Consider the following 17,683-nt stretch of genomic DNA (forward strand, 5'->3'; position numbering starts at 1 on the left):
ACCCGCACGGCAGAAGGGCCCCGGTCGACCGACCGGGGCCCTTCTGGCTGTCTCCGTACCGCGGGCGGCTACGCCGTCTTCTGCTCGCCCGGTCCCCGGCCGCGTACGTCCCTCGGGATCAGGGTCGGGTTGACGTTGGAGCGGACGACGTCGGCGGTGATGACGACCCTCGCCACGTCCTTGCGCGACGGCACCTCGTACATCACCGACATCAGGACCTCCTCCATGATGGCGCGCAGGCCGCGGGCGCCGGTCTGGCGGAGGATGGCCTGGTCGGCGATGGCCTCCAGGGCCGCGCGTTCGAAGTCGAGTTCCACGCCGTCGAGCTCGAACAGGCGCTGGTACTGCTTGACCAGGGCGTTGCGCGGTTCGACCAGGATCTTGAGCAGTGCTTCGCGGTCCAGGTTGTGGACGGAGGTGATCACCGGCAGGCGGCCGATGAACTCCGGGATCATGCCGAACTTGACCAGGTCCTCGGGCATGACGTCCTCGAACTGGTCCTTGTCCTCCAGCTCCCGCTTGGAACGGATCGTCGCGCCGAAGCCGATGCCCTTGGCACCCGCGCGTCCCTCGATGATCTTCTCCAGGCCCGCGAAGGCACCGCCCACGATGAACAGGACGTTCGTCGTGTCGATCTGGATGAACTCCTGGTGCGGGTGCTTGCGGCCGCCCTGGGGCGGGACGGAGGCCGTGGTGCCCTCGAGGATCTTCAGCAGGGCCTGCTGGACGCCCTCGCCGGACACGTCGCGCGTGATGGAGGGGTTTTCACTCTTCCGCGCGACTTTGTCGATCTCGTCGATGTAGATGATCCCGTTCTCGGCCTTCTTGACGTCGTAGTCGGCCGCCTGGATCAGCTTCAGCAGGATGTTCTCGACGTCCTCGCCCACGTACCCCGCCTCGGTCAGCGCCGTGGCGTCGGCGATGGCGAACGGGACGTTCAGCATGCGGGCCAGCGTCTGGGCCAGCAGGGTCTTGCCGGAGCCCGTGGGGCCCAGCAGGAGGATGTTGGACTTGGCGAGCTCGATGGCGTCCTCGCGGCCCTGACCGCCGCCGTTCTCACCGGCCTGGACGCGCTTGTAGTGGTTGTACACCGCGACGGACAGGGATTTCTTCGCGGCCTCCTGGCCGACGACGTACCCGTCCAGGAACTCGTAGATCTCGCGGGGCTTGGGAAGCTCCTCCCAGCGCACCTCGCTGCTCTCGGCGAGCTCCTCCTCGATGATCTCGTTGCAGAGATCGATGCACTCGTCGCAGATGTACACACCGGGCCCTGCGATGAGCTTCTTGACCTGCTTCTGGCTCTTGCCGCAGAACGAGCACTTGAGCAGATCGCCGCCGTCACCGATGCGTGCCACGGTGTGCTTCCCCTTCGCCTGGGAGACTCCTGGACGCTTTGAGTCCAGCGACTCCTGGTGCTGCCTTATGTCGACGGTACCTTGCCGGGCCCCCCGTTCGGGCCCCCCTTGGCACGGTTCACTTCGACGTGCACCGTGCCAAGGAGCGGCAGGCGTTCCTGCCTTCGCGTCAGGCGACGGAGGCGTTGTTCATCTTCCGAGTGGAAATGATCTGGTCGATCAGCCCGTACGACAGCGCTTCCTCGGCCGTGAGGATCTTGTCGCGCTCGATGTCCTCGCGGATCTTCTCGATCGGCTGGGTGGAGTGCTTGGACAGCATCTCCTCCAGCTGCGAGCGCATCCGCAGGATCTCGTTGGCGGCGATCTCCAGGTCGGAGACCTGGCCGCGGCCGGTCTCGCTGTACGGCTGGTGGATCAGCACACGGGCGTTCGGCAGCGCCATGCGCTTGCCCGGTGTGCCGGCGGCCAGCAGGACGGCGGCGGCGGAGGCCGCCTGGCCCATGCAGACCGTCTGGATGTCGGGCTTCACGAACTGCATCGTGTCGTAGATGGCCGTCAGCGCCGTGAAGGAGCCGCCGGGGCTGTTGATGTAGACCGAGATGTCCCGGTCGGGGTCCATCGACTCCAGGCACAGCAGCTGCGCCATGACGTCGTTGGCGGAGGCGTCGTCGATCTGGACGCCGAGGAAGATCACACGCTCCTCGAAGAGCTTCGCGTACGGGTCGTACTCGCGGACGCCCTGGGAGGTGCGCTCCACGAAGCGCGGGATGACGTAGCGGGACTCGGCCGCGGGGCCGGTGTACTCGGCGCGTGTACGGTCGTAGAGGCCGCTGCCGGGGAAGTCGTTCACGGTGTCTCTCCTGGAAGGGGGCTGGGCGGTCGGCTGGGGGCTGGCTGGGCTTCACGGAGGCCTTCGGACGTCTCGGACGTCTCCCGGGGCCGCGGGGGCCGGGGACTCCGCGGGAGCGGCTCAGGGGGCCGTGCGACCCCCGTGGGCGGCTCAGGCCCCGGTGCCGCCGCCGCCCGGCATGCCGGCGGCCGAGGTGATGACGTCGTCGATGAGGCCGTACTCCTTGGCCTCGTGGGCGTCGAACCAGCGGTCGCGGTCGGAGTCGCGGGTGATCTGCTCGACCGTCTGGCCGGTGTGGAAGGCGGTGAGTTCCGCCATGCGCTTCTTGGTGTGCAGCAGCCGCTCGGCGTGGATCTTGATGTCCGAGGCCGAGCCCGCCAGGCCGGCGGAGGGCTGGTGGATCAGGATCTCGGCGTTGGGCAGCGCGAAGCGCTTGCCGCGGGTGCCGGCGCTGAGCAGGAACTGGCCCATAGAGGCCGCGAGGCCCATGGCGATGGTCACCACGTCGTTCTTGATGTACTGCATGGTGTCGTAGATCGCCATGCCGGCCGTGATCGAACCGCCCGGGCTGTTGATGTAGAGGTAGATGTCCTTGTCCGGGTCGGCGGCAAGGAGCAGCAGCTGTGCGGTGATCTTGTTCGCGATGTCGTCGTCGACCGGCTGGCCGAGGAAGATGATCCGCTCGTTGAGCAGCCGGTTGTAGACCTGGTCGCCGAGGCCACCACCGATGGAGGGCTCGCCGGCGGCGGAGGGCATCAGATTCGTCACGTATCCACCTGCTCGTCTTACGACGGCACGGGGCCGTCTTACGTGTTCTGCCGGGGCTTGGGGGCCGTCCGGCGATGTTCGGGGACTCCCCTGCCCTCGTATTCAAGGACCCTAACGCGCAGGCCCTGCGGTGCCATCCCGGTTCTGGGAGTGTTCGCCGGGGGCGTACGCCGTGTTCGCCGGGGCCCCGCGCTCCTCGGGTAGGCGAACGGGCCCCAGGTCACAACGTACCCGGGGCCCGTCCTGTGTGCATGGGAGGTGCTGTGCGGATCAGGCCTCGGCCTTCTCCTCGCCCTCGCCCTTGTTCTCGGCCTTGCCCTCAGCGGCCTCGGTGGCCTCCGCGGCCTCGGTGGCCTCGGCGGTCTCGGTGGCCTCGGCGGTCTCGGTGGCCTCGGCGGTCTCGTCCTCGTCCTCCAGGTCGACGATCTCGCCGTTGGTGTCCTTCACGGTCGCGGCCTCGACCACGACGGCCAGGGCCTTGCCGCGGGCGACCTCGCCGACCAGCATCGGAACCTGGTTCTGCTGGACGACGGCCTGCGCGAACTGGTCGGGGGACATGCCGGAGGAGGCCGCACGCCGCATGAGGTGCTCGGTGAGCTCCTCCTGGTCGACGCCCAGCTCCTCCTTGTTGACGAGCTCGTCGAGCACGAACTGGGTCTTGATGCCCTTGACCGCGGCCTCGCGGGTCTCGGTGTCGAACTCCTCGGCGGTCTTGCCCTGGATCTCCAGGTACTTGTCGAGGGTGAGGCCCATCTGCGCGAGCTGGTGGTGCTCGAGGTTGTGCTTACGGGTGTTGATCTCGTCCTCGAGCAGCTTCTCGGGGACGGGGACCTCGACCAGCTCGAGCAGCTTGTCCAGGACGCGCTCCTGGGCCTGCGTGGCCTGGTCGAACTGCTTCATGTCCTCCAGGCGCTTGCGGCTGTCGGCCTTCAGCTCCTCGAGGGTGTCGAACTCGGAGGCGAGCTGTGCGAAGTCGTCGTCCAACTCGGGCAGTTCCCGGGCGGCGACCTGGGTGACCTTGACGGTGACCTCGGCCTCCTTGCCGGCCGCGGAGCCGCCCTTGAGCTCGGAGGTGAAGGTGGCCTCGCCACCCGCCTCCAGGCCCTTCACGGCGTCGTCGATGCCTTCCAGCAGCTCACCGGAGCCGATGGTGTAGGAGACGCCGCTCGCGACGCCGTCCTCGAGGACCTCGCCGTCGACCTTGGCCTCCAGGTCGATGGTCACCACGTCGCCGTCCTCGGCGGCGCGCTCGACCGGGGTCGTGGAGGCGAAGCGCTCGCGCAGCTGCTCGACCGCCTTCTCGACGTCGTCCTCGGTCACCTCGACGGCGTCGACCTCGACCTCGATGCCGGAGTAGTCCGGGATCTCGATGGTCGGGCGGACGTCGACCTCGGCGGTGAAGTTCAGCGTCTCGCCGTCCTTCAGCTCGGTGATGTCGACCTCGGGCTGGCCCAGCGGGTTCAGCTCGGCCTCGTTGACCGCGTCGGTGTAGAACCGCGGAAGCGCGTCGTTGACGGCCTCCTCCAGAACCGCACCGCGGCCGAACCGCTGGTCGATGACCCGGGCCGGGACCTTGCCCTTGCGGAAGCCCTTCACCGTGACCTGCTGGTTGATCTTCTTGTACGCCGCGTCGAGGCTGTCCTTGAGCTCCTCGAAGGGCACCTCGACAGTGAGCCGAACCCGGGTCGGGTTCAGGGTCTCCACGGCGCTCTTCACGGTTCGGTCTCCTTGTGGCTGACTTCTTGGACTCTGCCGGGGCCGGACGGTTCCGGCGGATGTTTCGCCGCCCGGAGGCGTTCGCAGCCCCAGCAGGACCGGACACACGGGCGCGCAGTTTGCATAGTAACCGCAGCCACTCTTCGCCCCAAAAGGCGATCACGTGCGGTAACACCGGCCGGCGGCCGGTGGATGGTCGGGGTGGCGGGATTTGAACCCACGGCCTTCCGCTCCCAAAGCGGACGCGCTACCAAGCTGCGCCACACCCCGTCTGGTGCGACACGTAGGGTACATGCCCGCAGGCAGTACGGCCGCCGCACTCCCCGAGCACCGGGAGCACACGGGTCGCGGAGGGGGCGGATACCGGCTCGCGCCCGACGGCTCGCGGATGCCCGCGATCGGCGTACGGGACTGGTGCACGCCCCCGGAGTGTGCGGCGACGCCCCACGACCCGCTACGATGCCTGATGTGCCGCGGTCGGCAGACCCGCGGCGCACACTGTGTGCGGGCGTAGCTCAATGGTAGAGCCCCAGTCTTCCAAACTGGCTACGCGGGTTCGATTCCCGTCGCCCGCTCTGTACGGCTCAGGGCCGGGTCGGAGTGAGGACTCCTGCCCGGCCCTGATCGTTTTCGGGTGCACCGACGCCGCTCAGAAGCTGATCGAGTTGATCGTTTGCGCTATCGAGTCCAGGAAGCGACTGATCGGCTGGGCCATGCCCGTGGAGGCGAGGAAGAAGCCGAAGAGCACGGCGACGATGGCCGGCCCCGCCTTGAGGGAGCCCCCTCGGAGCAACACCACCAGGATGATCGCCAACAGCAGCACCACGGACAGTGAAATGGCCACAACTGATCACACCCTCGGTCGGTCCGCTCTGCCGGCCCGGGGACACCAGCCCCGCGCACCCCGCTGAAACCATCGTGCCACCAACACGGCTCCGGTATGCGGGGACTGACGCATCATCGGTCACGACCGGGGCACAAGCACCGGGAACCCCGGGGTCGGCGCTCTTCTCCCGGCTCCCCTCCGGGCTCTTCTCCGACCGTGCCGCATATGGCAATTCGGCGCCGGTCTCCACTCCGTCCTCACAGGAAATTCGGAGACATCGTTTCCATGTCCACACATCACGTTCGCAGGGAATTCAAATCGTTGCGGCAGGGGTGCCCGGGCGCGTTCCGGCGCATCAACTAATCAGGATCAATCCTGACATCGGGGGTGAGGTTGGTCAGATGGTGCCCGGGAACGGCACCCGCGGTCTTTCACGATCTTTTGGCCGTCACCCCGGTTTTACCGAATCCCACAGACAACGCTAGGGTGCCTGAGATGTTTGCCGCTGCTTCGTCTTCCGGACAGAACAGAACGCCGCTCCCCCCGGCCCAGTCGCCGGCCCCCGGGGTGCCGAGTCCGCGCGGATCCGTTGAGACCGGTGGGAGATCCGGCAAGGTGAACGGAGGATCCGGCACGCAGCGCGACGCGTTCTTCGACAACGTCAAGTACGTGGCGATCGTGCTGGTGGCGGTGGCGCATGCCTGGGAGCCGCTGAAAGAGGACAGCCGGGTCCTGTCGGCCCTCTACTTGTTCGTGTACGCCTTCCACATGCCGGCGTTCATCATCGTCTCCGGCTTCTTCTCCCGCAGTTTCGACACCCGGCCCGACCGGCTCAAGCGGCTGGTCACCGGCGTCGTCGTGCCGTACATCGTCTTCGAGACCGTCTACACGCTCTTCAGGCGCTACGTCGGCCACAGCCCGGACCAGGAGATCAGCCTCCTCGACCCGTGGTTCCTGACCTGGTTCCTGTGCGCCCTGTTCATCTGGCGGCTGACCACCCCCCTGTGGAAGCTGGTCCGTTGGCCACTGCCGATCGCGCTCGGCATCGCCATGCTGGCGTCGCTCAGCCCGGACATCGGCAACGACCTGGACCTGCAGCGGGTCCTGCAGTTCCTGCCGTTCTTCGTGCTGGGCCTGGGGCTGGGGCCCGAGCACTTCACGCTCGTACGCCGCCGCTCGGTGCGGATCGCGTCGGTGCCGGTGGTCGCGGCGGCGCTGTTCGTCGGCTGGTGGGCGGTGCCGCGGATGAACACCGCCTGGTTCTACCACCGTTCCTCCGCGCAGGAGCTGGGTGCGCCCTGGTGGGCCGGCCCGGTCATGACGCTCGCTCTGTTCGGATGCTCGCTGGTGCTGACCGCCTGCTTCTTCGCCTGGGTGCCGGGCCGCCGGACCTGGTTCACGGCACTCGGCGCGGGCACGCTCTACGGCTATCTGTTGCACGGCTTCCTCACCAAGAGCGCCGACTACCGGGGCTGGGTGGACCACACCTGGCTGCACGGCCCGCTCGGCTGGCTCCTCGTCTCCACTCTCACGGCGGTGGCCGTCACGCTGCTGTGCACGCAGCCCGTGCGGCGGGTCTTCCGCTGTGTGATGGAGCCCGAGATGAAGTGGGCCTTCAAGCAGGACCCGGGCGAACAGGCCCGCGCACGCCAACAGGCGGGGCAGCGGCCGGAGCACGGGAAGACCGGGGCCGTCGCCGTCGGCTCCTAGTGCCCCGGCCCGCCCGATGTGTGGCGCCTCAGGCGGGCCGGTCGCCCCTGAGATGTCGCATCAGCTGCTCGAAGTGCTGCCAGCCCGACAGGTCGGACGGGTCGCCGGGGAAGGCGTAGTACAGCGCCGGGCGGGTGCGCGGGCCCAGTTCGCGTGGCGGCTGCGCGAGCGGGGTGCGCCGGGCCCGGTCGCCGGGCAGGGCGCGGACCTCCTCGGCGCCCAGGACGAAGGCGTACGGGACGCCCGGGCCCTCGAAGCGCGGCGGCACCGACAGGTCGCGGCGGGCCCTGCGGATCTGCACCAGCATGGACTGCAGGTCGTGCCGGGTGGCGAGGGCCTCCGCGGCCCGGGGCACCGCGTCCGCCGGTACCTCCTCCCCGGGGCCGTAGCCGAACGCCAGCGTGACGTCCTCCTCCACGCCGCCCTTCGTGCGGGAGACACGGACCGTGGCCAGCCCCGGGCGCTCCGGACTGCCGACGACCACCAGCCAGGTCGGCTCGGGTGCCCGCTCGCGGGCCACGTCCGTGAGCTGCCGCGGCGACCAGGGCAGGTTGACGGGCTCCTCCGTGCCCCAGCCGGCCGGCGGCTCGCCGGTGAGCTCGCGCCACACGGCCTCCAGGGCGCCGCCGAGGACCAGGCGCTCGTCGGCGGGGTGGACGGCGCGGTAGGAGACGGCGAGCTGGCGTTCGCCCGTGTCCGCGATGTCCCGGGTGAAGGCCCCGGCGACCGGGGTGCGCGGGTCGTCGGCGGTGGCCTCGGGCGACTGGACGGCCGCGAACAGGCCGTTGTTCCAATCCAGTACGGCCCCGGACAGGCCGTCGTAGTAACCGTCCTTGTCGTCCTGCACGACCCACCGCGAGGGCCAGCCCGGCAGGTTGGCGCGCACCGCCGGGGAGAGAAGGGTGCCGGGCGGCGTGACGATCTGCAGGCCGAGTTCGGCGTCGGCCGCCGCCCGGAAGGCGTCCGCGAGCCAGGCGGTCATCGCGACCACCGGGCGGTCCTGGATGACGACGGCGACCTTGTCGGTGAGCACGTCCACGGCGGGCTGTGCGGCGGCCGGCGCGGGCACCGCGCTCACCCCGTCCGTCCGCACCACGGCCAGCGACCGCGCGGCCCGCGGGGGCCAGGCGGTGCCGCCGACGAGCGTGGCCAGCCGGGCCGCGAAAGTGCCGGCGAGTTCCTCGCCCTCCTTGACGCCGGTGGTGGCGCGGGCCTCGGTCCACCAGTACGGCACCTCCGGCTCACTCGCCCCGAGCAGCCGCCGGGCCTCGCCCCTGACCTGCACGAGCAGCGGTGCCTCGATGGAGACGAGGGGCCGTCCCCGCTCGTCGCAGAGCCGCACCACCGCGCCGTCGCCCTCGGCGTCCACCAGCTTGTCGGGGCCGCCGGAGAGCAGGCCCGCGAGCACGCTCAGCGGGTCTGGCATCCTCTGGGTCAGGGCGATGACGTCCTTGGTCATGAGGGGTTCACCTGTTCCCGGCGTGGACGGTCTGGATCAGTCGGCTGGGCTCTCCCCTGCGGACCAGCACGCCGCGCCCGGGCGGCTGGTGGCTGGGGTACACGCCGGGGAAGAGCTGGCCCTCGCTGCGGTCCCCGGACATCACCAGCGCCGAGGCGCCGGACTCGCGCAGGCCCTGCAGCAGCGGCTCGTACAGGCCGCGCGAGGCGCCGGCGACCCGGCGGGTGAGGACGAAGTGCAGGCCGATGTCGACGGCGGAGGGGATGTACGGCACGAAGGGCGCGAGCGGCTGCTGGCCCGCGGTGGTGAGGACGTCGTAGTCGTCGACGAGGATCACGATGCGCGGGCCCGAGCCCCAGCTGCCGGGTTCCAGGTCGGCGGGGTCGGCGGTCTCGTCCGGCAGCCGCTTCTCCAGTTCGGCGGCGATGCCGGTGGCCAGGGCCCCGCACAGTCTGGCGTTGTAGGCGTAGCCGCCGCGGTACTCCTCGGGGACGGCACCGCGCAGTCCGCGGCGGGGGTCCATGATGCCGAAGACCAGTTCGTCGTCGCCGTAGCGCTCGATCAGGCCCTCGGCGATCGCCTTGAGCAGGCTGGTCTTGCCGCACTCGCTGTCACCCATGATCAGCAGGTGCTGGTCGTGTGCGAACAGGTCGAGCAGGACGGGCGCCAGCCTCGTCTGGTCCAGGCCGATGGGCACCCGGCGCGGCTCGGCCGCCGGGCCGGGCAGCAGGTGCGGCTCCAGGACGTGCGGCAGCACCCGGACCGGCTGGGCGACCTCGCCGGTCCAGGTGGCGCGGACGGTACGGGCCGTGCGCTCCAGGACCGCGCCGAGGTCGGCGGTGTCGGCGAGGCCGTCGGTGCGGCCCAGGGCGACCTGCGCGAACAGCTTGCCGTCGGTGAGGACGCGGCCCTTCTCCTCGGGCGAGAGCGTCTCGGCGAGCTTGCGGTCGATGCTGGACTCGCTGGGGTCGTTCAGCCGCAGTTCGACGCGGGTGCCGAACTGGGACTGGGTGGCGATGCGCACGTCGTTCCAGCGCAGCATGGAGGCGACGACGTGGATGCCGTAGCCGCTGCCGCGCTTGAGGATGTCGACGACCGTGTCGTCCAGTTCCTCGAAGTCGTCGCGCAGCGCGCCGAAGCCGTCGATGAGCAGCACGATCTCCGTGGAGGCCAGTTCGGGCAGCCGGCCCGCGGCGCGCAAGGTGCGCAGCTGTTCCAGGGAGTCGATGTTGTGGACGCGGAACAGTTCCTCGCGCTGGTCGAGCATGTCGCGCACGGAGTCGACGGTGCGGGCGGCGCGCTCGCGGTCGGCGCGGCCGGCGACCCCGCCGACGTGCGGCAGCCCGGCGAGGGCCTGCAGACCGCCGCCGACCAGGTCCAGGCCGTAGACGCCGACCTCCTGCGGGGTGTGTGTCAGGGCCAGGGACAGGGCGAGCGTGCGCAGCAGGGTGGTCTTGCCGGACTGGGGGCCGCCGATGACGGCCGCGTGGCCGCCGGCGACCGTGAGGTCCAGGTACCACTTGCCCTGCCACTGTCTGGTCGGGTCGTCGAGGATGCCCAGCGGAACCCGGAGCGGGCCGCGGCGCCCCGCCAGCTGCATGCCGCGCGCGCCCACCTCCACCGGTCCCGCGACCTTGTCGAGGGAGACGGCCTCGGGCAGCGGGGGCAGCCAGATCCGGCGTACGGTGCGGGCGCCGGCGCTCTCGATCCGCTCGACGAGGACACCCATCTCGGTCGGCCCGGTCTCCCGGCGCCGCACCTGCGGCTCCTCGGCTCCCGTGGTCTCCTCCTGGCCGAGGGTGTTGTACGCCTCGTACTCCAGGGCGAGCGGCCCGGTCTCCTCCGTCTCGTGCCGTACCGGGCCGCGGTAGGCACCGGAGACGTAGCCGGCCTTGAACCGCTCGTAGTGGCTGGTGTCGACCTTGAGGTAGCCGAAGCCGGGCAGCGGCGGCAGGTGGAAGGCGTCGGTGGTGTCCAGGACCGTACGGGACTCGTCGGCGGAGAAGGTGCGCAGGCCCAGCCGGTACGACAGGTAGGTGTCCAGGCCCTTCAGCTTGCCGCCCTCGATGCGCTGGCTGGACAGCAGCAGGTGCACGCCGATGGACCGGCCGATGCGGCCGATGGACAGGAACAGGTCGATGAAGTCCGGTTTGGCGGTGAGGAGTTCGCCGAACTCGTCGATGACCACGAACAGGTGCGGCAGCGGTTCGAGGTCGGGGCGTTTCTCCGCGCGCAGCGCGGCGTAGTGGCCGATGTCGGCGACGTTGCCGGCGTCCTTGAGTACCTGCTGGCGGCGCTTGACCTCGCCGGCGAGCGAGGCGTGGACGCGTTCGACGAGGCCGGCCTGGTTCTCCAGGTTGGTGATCACGCCGGCGACGTGCGGCAGGCCCGCGAACGGGGCGAAGGTGGCGCCGCCCTTGTAGTCGACGAGGACGAGGGCGAGGTCCTCCGGCGGGTGGGTGGCGACCAGGGCGAGGACCAGGGTGCGCAGCAGTTCGGACTTGCCGGAGCCGGTGGCGCCGACGCACAGGCCGTGCGGGCCCATGCCGAGCTCGGAGGACTCCTTGAGGTCGAGCAGGACCGGTTCGCGGGAGTCGCTGACGCCGATGGGCACGCGCAGGAAGGCGCGTTCGCCGCGCGGCGCCCACAGCCGGTCCAGGTCGGGGCGGGCCACGTCGTCGATGCCGAGCAGGCCGGCGAAGTCGACCGGGCCGGCCAGCGGGGCGTCGGCGGCGCCCGCGGAGTCGGCGGACAGCCGCAGCGGGGCGAGCATGCGGGCCAGGCCCTCGGCGAAGGGCGCGCCGGCCTCGTCGACCGTGCCGTGGGCGCTGATCGGCTCGCTCTCGCGCAGGTCCTCGATGACGACCCGCTCGTCCTCCACGGTGATGCGCACGCCCACGCTGCCGGGCTCCTGGACGCGTTCGTCGAGCAGGTGCAGCACGGTGACGCCCAGGTCGCGCAGGCTCAACGCGTCGTCGGGAGTGGGCAGTTCGACGGCATCGTCCCCGTGTCCGTCGGCGACGACGAGCAGCCGGGAGGTCAGGGCGAGGGCGTCCTTGCCGGACAGGCCGCGGCGCACCTCGGCGGCGTAGGAGGCGCGGCGGCGCAGTTCGGGGCCGATCTGCCGGGCCAGTTGGGGCAGGGAGGGCGCGATGCGGCGGGCGGCGACGGGGCCGTCGAACTGCTCACTGTCGAGCAGGTGCGGCAGCCACTTGGCCCACTCCCAATCGGCGATCCGGTCGCCGGGGGCCGCGAGTGCCAGGCCCACGTCGTCGGGGGCGTGCGTGGCGGCGGCCTGCACCATCAGGGCGCGGACGACGCGGAGGGTGTCCTCGCGGCGGCCGATGACGCTGACGTTGCCGACGCGGTCGAGCGGGACGGTGAGCGGCAGTTCGGTGCCGGTGCTGAAGCGGGCCATCAGCGCGGAGGCCTCGTTCAGCATGAACTCGTCGGGCGGGGTGAGCACGGAGGAGCCCTGCCGGCCCACCTTCAGGTCCCGTACCGGCATCTCACCGGTGCCGACCCGCACCCGCAGGAAGTCCGCGTCGAGCCTGCGCCGCTCCCACAGCCGGGCGGGGTCGCGCACGATGTCGTACAGGGCGTCCGGCGGCGGATTGAGCACCTGGGCCCGCTCGCGCCGCTCCCGCTCCTCGGCGGACAGCTCCTCCCGCAGGTCCTCCAGGTAGGCGAGGTAGGCCTCGCGCTGGGTGCGGCGGGTGCGCTGGGCCTTGCCGCGCTGGGAGAGCAGCAGGGCGAGGGAGCCGACCAGGGTCACCACGAGGATGATCGCGCCCAGTCCCGCGAACTGGGTGTTGCGGATGACCGTCATCATCACGACGGACGACATCACGCCGGCGACCGGCAGCAGTGAGGTGGCGACGGAACCGGCCTTGCCCTCGGGCAGGTTGGGCGGCGCCTCGATGGTGCGCGGCTCGGGTGCGGCCGGGGGCCGGGTGGTGCGGGCCGGGCGGTGGATCAGTCGGGTGCTCATCGTGTGTGCCTCGTCCTCGGGTTTCCTTTCCGTCTACGGGGTGTCAGCGGCGTTTCTGGGAGAGCTGGAAGACCTCGGCGGCGAGCCTCGTCGCGGCCTGCCGGGTGGGCCGGGCGAGGAGGTCGGTGCGGATCGGGCCGCCGGCCGCCAGGTGCCGGTCGTACGGCAGGACGCGCACGCTCACCCCGCTGGTTTTCAGCCGCTCGGTGGCCTTGTCGAGGTCGAGTCCGGTGTGCGGCGCGGTCTCGATGAGCACGACGACGGTGGAGGCGGTGATGTCCCGGGGCAGGGCGCGCATCCACTCCAGTACGGCGTGGGTGCTGGCGACGCCCTCCAGGGTCGCGGGCGTGGTGAGCACCCGCGCCTGGGCGGCGGACAGCGCGGTGCGGGCGACCTCGGCGGGCAGGGTCTCGCAGTCGACGACGGTCACCCCGAAGTAGCGGCGCAGCGACACCATGACCCGCTCGTAGCCCTTGGTGTCGAGCATCGCCCCGACCTGGCCCTGGCTGCCGGGCAGCAGCCAGGCGTTGTCGGGCAGTTGGACGAGGTAGCCGGTGACGTCGAGCAGGGACATCTGCGGTTCGACGACCTCGGCGAGGTCGCCGGTGGTCCAGCGCAGGCTCTCCGCGCCGAGCCGGAGGGGCAGTGAGCCGAGCGCCGGGTCCGCCTCGACGACGAGCACCGGGTCCTGGCGGTAGTGCGCGTAGGTGGTGCCGAGCAGTGCGGTGACCGTGGTCTTGCCGGAGCCGCCGCGGATGGAGGTCACGGCGATCTGCCGCCCGGTGGTCACCGCCTGCTGCAGCACCTCGGCGGTGGCGGTGGCCTCGGCGACCTCGCGCGCGGCGGAGGCGGACACGGTACGGCGGACGGCGCGCAGCGCGCGGGCGGCGAGGGGCTCGCCGTGGCGGGGCCTGGTCGCGGCCGTGGCGAGCTGTTTGTCGACGACGGGGCGGGACTCGGGGGTGGTGCGGCGGGTCTCGCTGGGTTTGAGGACGAAGGTGTTGCCGGCGGCCAGCGCCGGCGCCACCTTCCACGAGGCCTGCAGCAGCGGGTAGTTCCAGGGGGCGATGAGCGCGCACACCCCGACCGGCTGGTAGACGACACGGCTGAGGACGTCCGGGCCGACGTCCACGACCCGGCCGCCGTCCTTGCCCGCGAGTTCGGCGTAGTAGCGGAAGGCGTTCGCCACGTCCTCCACGTCGAAGCGGCCCTCGGCCAGCGTCTTGCCGGTGTCGAGGGTCTCGGTGCGGGCGATCTCCTCCTTGTCCCGCAGCAGCAGGTCGTGGACACGGAGCAGCAGGTCGGCGCGGTGGCGGGTGGGGGTGTTCGCCCAGTCCTCCTCGTCGAAGGCACGCCGGGCGGCGCGCACCGCGCGGTCCACATCGGTGGAGTCGGCCTCTGCGACGGTGGTGATGACCGAGGCGTCGTACGGGTTGACCACATCCCGCCGTCCGCCGGCCGCCGCCTGCGTCCACTCGCCGTCGATGTACAGCTCGCCCACTGCGTGGCCTCCTTCGCATCAGCCGGTGCCGACCGGTTCGGTGGTCAGCAACATGACCCATCGAGCGGTCGGCGGCCGTAGGGGCGCACCGCCGCGGGCGCGACCGGGTGGTTCGGGCGACCCGGGCGGACCAATGACCGGGCGGGCCGGCAAGCGGTTCGCCGGTGCCGCGGCACCGGAGGCGCTGTTCACCGGTCAGTGGCCGTCCGGCCATCCGTGCCCGGAACCCGTCGTGGTGGAACGTCTGCACGACCGCGGCCGGTGCGACGACACCGAGGAGGTCGTCCAGCACCGCCGACAGGCCTGCCGGCGGCAGCCGACAGGGCACCGGAGGCCCTCGCGAACCTTCCCGGAACGGCGTGAGCGACCAGTCGGCCCTCACACGGCATGTGTTGTGGTTCATACAATAAGGGGCCTACGGTGAAATTTGTGCGGAAAGGCCCCGAACCGGCCGAGCGGCGGCACGGCCGGGGCGCTTCCGCGCGAGGAAGTGATCCCGGTGCCCATCGCGTGGGACGACATCGGCGGCCTTGTCGATGCTCATGAACGTTTCCTGTCCGGTGCACTGGTCGAAGCGGACATACGCGGCTCGGTGCTCGACTCCTGGAAGCGGTGCCGGATCGCGGGCTTCGAGCCGGACCGGATGGCGTTCCCCCGCGTGTCCGACCTGGGGCTGGACGACCGGCTGCTGCACGCCGCCGAGCCGGTGCTCAGGGATTTGTCCGCCTCGCTCGCCGACATGGGCGTGACGGTCGTACTGTGCGACGAGCAGGGCCACATGGTCCAGCGGCTCGGAGGCGACCGGAAGCTCCTCCAGAGCCTCGACGAGGTGCGGTTCGCCCCCGGATGCGACGCCTCCGAGCCGGCCTCGGGCACCAACGGCGTGGGCACCGCGCTGGCCGGACGCGGCCCGTTCTATGTCGTGGGCCGCGAGCACTTCGCCGACTGTCTGCAGCCCTTCGCGTGTGCGGGTGCGCCCGTCCGCAACCCGCTCAGCGGGCGCATCGAGGCCGTCGTCGACCTCACCAGCCTGCGCGACCACGGCGACCCCGTCATGCTGCGACTGGCCCGCGAAGCCGTTCACGCCATCGAGACGCGGCTGCTGGAGCAGGCCACGGAACGCGAACGGGCCCTGCTCGCCGCCTACCGGCGGGCACGCCACGGCGCACCCGGATGGTCCTGGCCCGAGCGCACGCCGCCGGGCCAGGAGACCGGACACGAGAGCGCGGGACTCGGCCGGATCGACCTGGCCCTGCTGCGGGAGAAGGCCGAGGCGCTCATCGCCTTCCCGCAGCGCACCCTGGACGAGGTGGTCCTCTCCGGCGGGCGGATCGCCACGCTACGGCGTCGCCCGGTCACCGGAGCGGCGGGCGAGACCGGCGTGGTCGTCGAGGCCCGCATACTCGGTGGTCCGGGCCTGAACGCCGTCGGACCCGGGGCTTCGGCGGAGCCGTTGCGGGCGTCCTCGACGGCCGTCGTCAGCATCCCTCCCGCAGTCCCTCCCGCCTCTCCCGCCTCTCCCGCAGTCCCTCCCGCCTCTCCCGCCTCTCCCGCAGTCCCTCCCGCGCCATCCCTCGTCGCACCGAAGCCGGACGGAACACCCCTGGCCGCCCTGCTGCGTACGGCAGCGACCGCACCCCCTCCGGCACCCGCGACCGACGAGCCGCCCCCGCGAGTCCGGACCGGAGCGGACGACCACGGCGACGGAGGAGGAAGCTGGCCGCTGCTCGTCGGTGAGACCGGCGTCGGCCGGCTGGCGCTGCAGGCCCGCCGGCGCCTGGAGCTGCTGCACGAGGCCGGCCTGCGGATCGGCAGCACGCTGGACGTCACCCGGACCGCGGAGGAGCTGGCAGAGGTGACCGTCCCCCGGTTCGCCGACTTCACCGCCGTCGACCTGCCCGGTGCCGTGCTGCGCGGCGAGGAGCCCGAGCCGTTCCGCGACGGCACCGCGTTGCGCCGGGTGGCGCTGGGGACCGTGGACGAGGACTCCCCCCTGTACGGCGTCGGCGAAGAGATACGGTTCACGCCGTCGACACCGCAGGCCTGCAGCCTGGACAGCCGGCAGTCCGTGCTCGAACCCGTCCTGGCCGAGGCCCACGGCTGGTTCGCCCAGGATCCGGCGCGGGGCGAACGGATCCTCGCGGCGGGCATCCACTCCCTGATCACGGTGCCGCTGCAGGCCCGCGGCGCGACCCTCGGCGTGGTGAGCTTCTACCGCTCCGGCAAACCGGCCCCCTTCGAGGACGACGACCTGTCCCTGGCCCAGGAACTGGCCGCCCGCGCGGCGATCTGCATCGACAACGCCCGCCGCTACACACGCGAGCACAACACCGCTCTCGCCCTGCAGCGCAGCCTGCTGCCCCGGGGCCGGCCCGAGCCGAGCGCCGTCGAGGTCGCCTGCCGCTACCTGCCCGCACAGGCCGGAGTGGGCGGCGACTGGTTCGACGTGATCCCGCTGTCCGGCGCCCGGGTGGCGCTGGTGGTGGGCGACGTGGTCGGCCACGGACTGCACGCCGCCGCCACCATGGGCCGGCTGCGCACCGCCGTGCACAACTTCTGCTCGCTGGACCTGCCGGCCGACGACCTCCTCACCCACCTGGACGACCTGGTGAGCCGGCTCGACCGGGGCGAGGGCTGGGCGGTGGAACCCACGTACCCGGATGCCGGGATCATCGGCGCCACGTGCCTGTTCGCCGTGTACGACCCGGTGTCCCGGTGCTGCACCTTCACCCACGCCGGGCACCCCCAGCCCGCGGTGGTCGCGCCCGACGGCACGGTGGAGTTCGTCGACCTGCCGCCGACGCCGCCGCTCGGGCTCGGCGGGATGCCTTTCGAGACCGTCGAGGTGGAGCTGGCCGAGAGCAGCCAACTGGTGCTGTACACCGACGGCCTGATCGAGAAACGGTCCCAGGACGTCGACGTCGGCCTGGACATGCTGCGCGCCGTGCTCTCCTGCACCGGCCGCGCTCCGGAGGACACCTGCGAGGCGGTCCTCGACGCACTGCTCCCGGCCCGGCCGGGCGACGACGTCGCCCTGCTCGTCGCCCGTACCCACGCGCTCGGCCCGGAACAGGTCGCCCAGTGGGACCTGCCCAGCGACCCGACGGTCGTCTCCCGCTCCCGCGCGGAGATCGCCGCGCAGCTCACCGCCTGGGAGCTGGACGACCTGGTCTTCACCACCGAACTCGTCGCCAGCGAACTGGTCACCAACGCCATCCGGTACGCCACCGGCCCGGTCCGGCTACGGCTGCTCCGCGACCGCGCGCTCGTCTGCGAGGTCTCCGACGGCAGCAGCACCTCACCCAGGCTGCGCCGCGCCAGGAGCGAGGACGAGGGCGGCCGCGGGCTCTTCCTCGTCGCCCAGCTCACCGAACGGTGGGGCACCCGCTACACCACCGACGGAAAGGTCATCTGGGCGGAACAGCCCCTGCCGTGACGGCCGCCGTGACGGATGCCGGGACACGGATTCGGTCGGTGCCGCTGAAACCCGTTGCCCGGTTGTCGTCA

10 protein-coding genes and 2 tRNA genes are annotated in these 17,683 nt (G+C 71.3%); 3 read left to right on the forward strand and 9 right to left on the reverse strand.

Translation table 11 applies throughout. From position 1 onward, the window contains the following. Positions 1 to 68: 68 nt before the first annotated feature. The 5 genes from clpX to DEP02_RS17635 all read right to left on the reverse strand — a co-directional run bounded on the left by clpX (position 69) and on the right by DEP02_RS17635 (position 4,959). Positions 69 to 1,355, reverse strand: coding sequence for an ATP-dependent Clp protease ATP-binding subunit ClpX (gene clpX, locus DEP02_RS17615; protein WP_112468471.1), 1,287 nt, complete (start codon positions 1,353 to 1,355; stop codon positions 69 to 71). Positions 1,356 to 1,524: 169 nt separating this feature from the next. Beyond that, positions 1,525 to 2,205 (reverse strand): ATP-dependent Clp protease proteolytic subunit, encoded by a 681-nt coding sequence (locus DEP02_RS17620; protein ID WP_112468474.1) that lies wholly within the window; start codon positions 2,203 to 2,205, stop codon positions 1,525 to 1,527. A 150-nt stretch (positions 2,206 to 2,355) separates the two neighbouring features. Continuing rightward, positions 2,356 to 2,961, reverse strand: coding sequence for an ATP-dependent Clp protease proteolytic subunit (locus tag DEP02_RS17625; RefSeq protein ID WP_112468536.1), 606 nt, complete (start codon positions 2,959 to 2,961; stop codon positions 2,356 to 2,358). Between the two features lie 282 nt (positions 2,962 to 3,243). Next, a complete protein-coding gene (gene tig, locus DEP02_RS17630) occupies positions 3,244 to 4,689 on the reverse strand; it encodes a trigger factor (protein ID WP_112468476.1) in 1,446 nt (481 codons plus the stop codon). A gap of 193 nt (positions 4,690 to 4,882) precedes the next feature. Next, a tRNA-Pro gene (locus DEP02_RS17635) sits at positions 4,883 to 4,959 on the reverse strand. A 234-nt stretch (positions 4,960 to 5,193) separates the two neighbouring features. Between DEP02_RS17635 and DEP02_RS17640 the strand changes: the two genes are divergently transcribed. Beyond that, positions 5,194 to 5,264 (forward strand) — tRNA-Gly (locus DEP02_RS17640). Between the two features lie 74 nt (positions 5,265 to 5,338). Here the strand turns inward: DEP02_RS17640 and DEP02_RS17645 are convergent. Then, positions 5,339 to 5,533 carry a hypothetical protein gene (locus tag DEP02_RS17645; RefSeq protein WP_112468478.1) on the reverse strand — a complete coding sequence of 65 codons (195 nt, stop codon included), beginning with the start codon at positions 5,531 to 5,533 and terminating at the stop codon, positions 5,339 to 5,341. Between the two features lie 549 nt (positions 5,534 to 6,082). Here DEP02_RS17645 and DEP02_RS17650 point away from each other — a divergent pair. Next, a complete protein-coding gene (locus tag DEP02_RS17650; RefSeq protein ID WP_438947773.1) occupies positions 6,083 to 7,225 on the forward strand; it encodes an acyltransferase family protein in 1,143 nt (380 codons plus the stop codon). A 28-nt stretch (positions 7,226 to 7,253) separates the two neighbouring features. Here DEP02_RS17650 and DEP02_RS17655 read toward each other — a convergent pair whose 3' ends face one another. From DEP02_RS17655 to DEP02_RS17665, 3 genes are read right to left on the reverse strand one after another with little or no spacing between them, the layout of a single operon-like run. Continuing rightward, complete coding sequence (locus DEP02_RS17655; protein WP_112468482.1) at positions 7,254 to 8,684, reverse strand: DUF6177 family protein; 1,431 nt, start codon at positions 8,682 to 8,684, stop codon at positions 7,254 to 7,256. 7 nt (positions 8,685 to 8,691) lie between these two features. Continuing rightward, the gene (gene eccCa / locus DEP02_RS17660) at positions 8,692 to 12,675 is read right to left on the reverse strand and encodes a type VII secretion protein EccCa (protein ID WP_112468484.1); all 3,984 of its coding nucleotides are present in this window, start codon (positions 12,673 to 12,675) and stop codon (positions 8,692 to 8,694) included. A 43-nt stretch (positions 12,676 to 12,718) separates the two neighbouring features. Next, positions 12,719 to 14,176, reverse strand: a complete 1,458-nt coding sequence (locus DEP02_RS17665; protein ID WP_112468486.1) for an aldehyde dehydrogenase family protein — start codon at positions 14,174 to 14,176, stop codon at positions 12,719 to 12,721. A 499-nt stretch (positions 14,177 to 14,675) separates the two neighbouring features. On the opposite strand from DEP02_RS17665, the gene DEP02_RS17670 reads away from it, so the two are divergent. Then, a complete protein-coding gene (locus tag DEP02_RS17670; protein WP_232839171.1) occupies positions 14,676 to 17,612 on the forward strand; it encodes a SpoIIE family protein phosphatase in 2,937 nt (978 codons plus the stop codon). The last annotated feature ends 71 nt before the right edge of the window (positions 17,613 to 17,683 follow it).

Source organism: Streptomyces triticisoli (assembly GCF_003270085.1).
GTDB classification, from domain to species: domain Bacteria; phylum Actinomycetota; class Actinomycetes; order Streptomycetales; family Streptomycetaceae; genus Streptomyces; species Streptomyces triticisoli.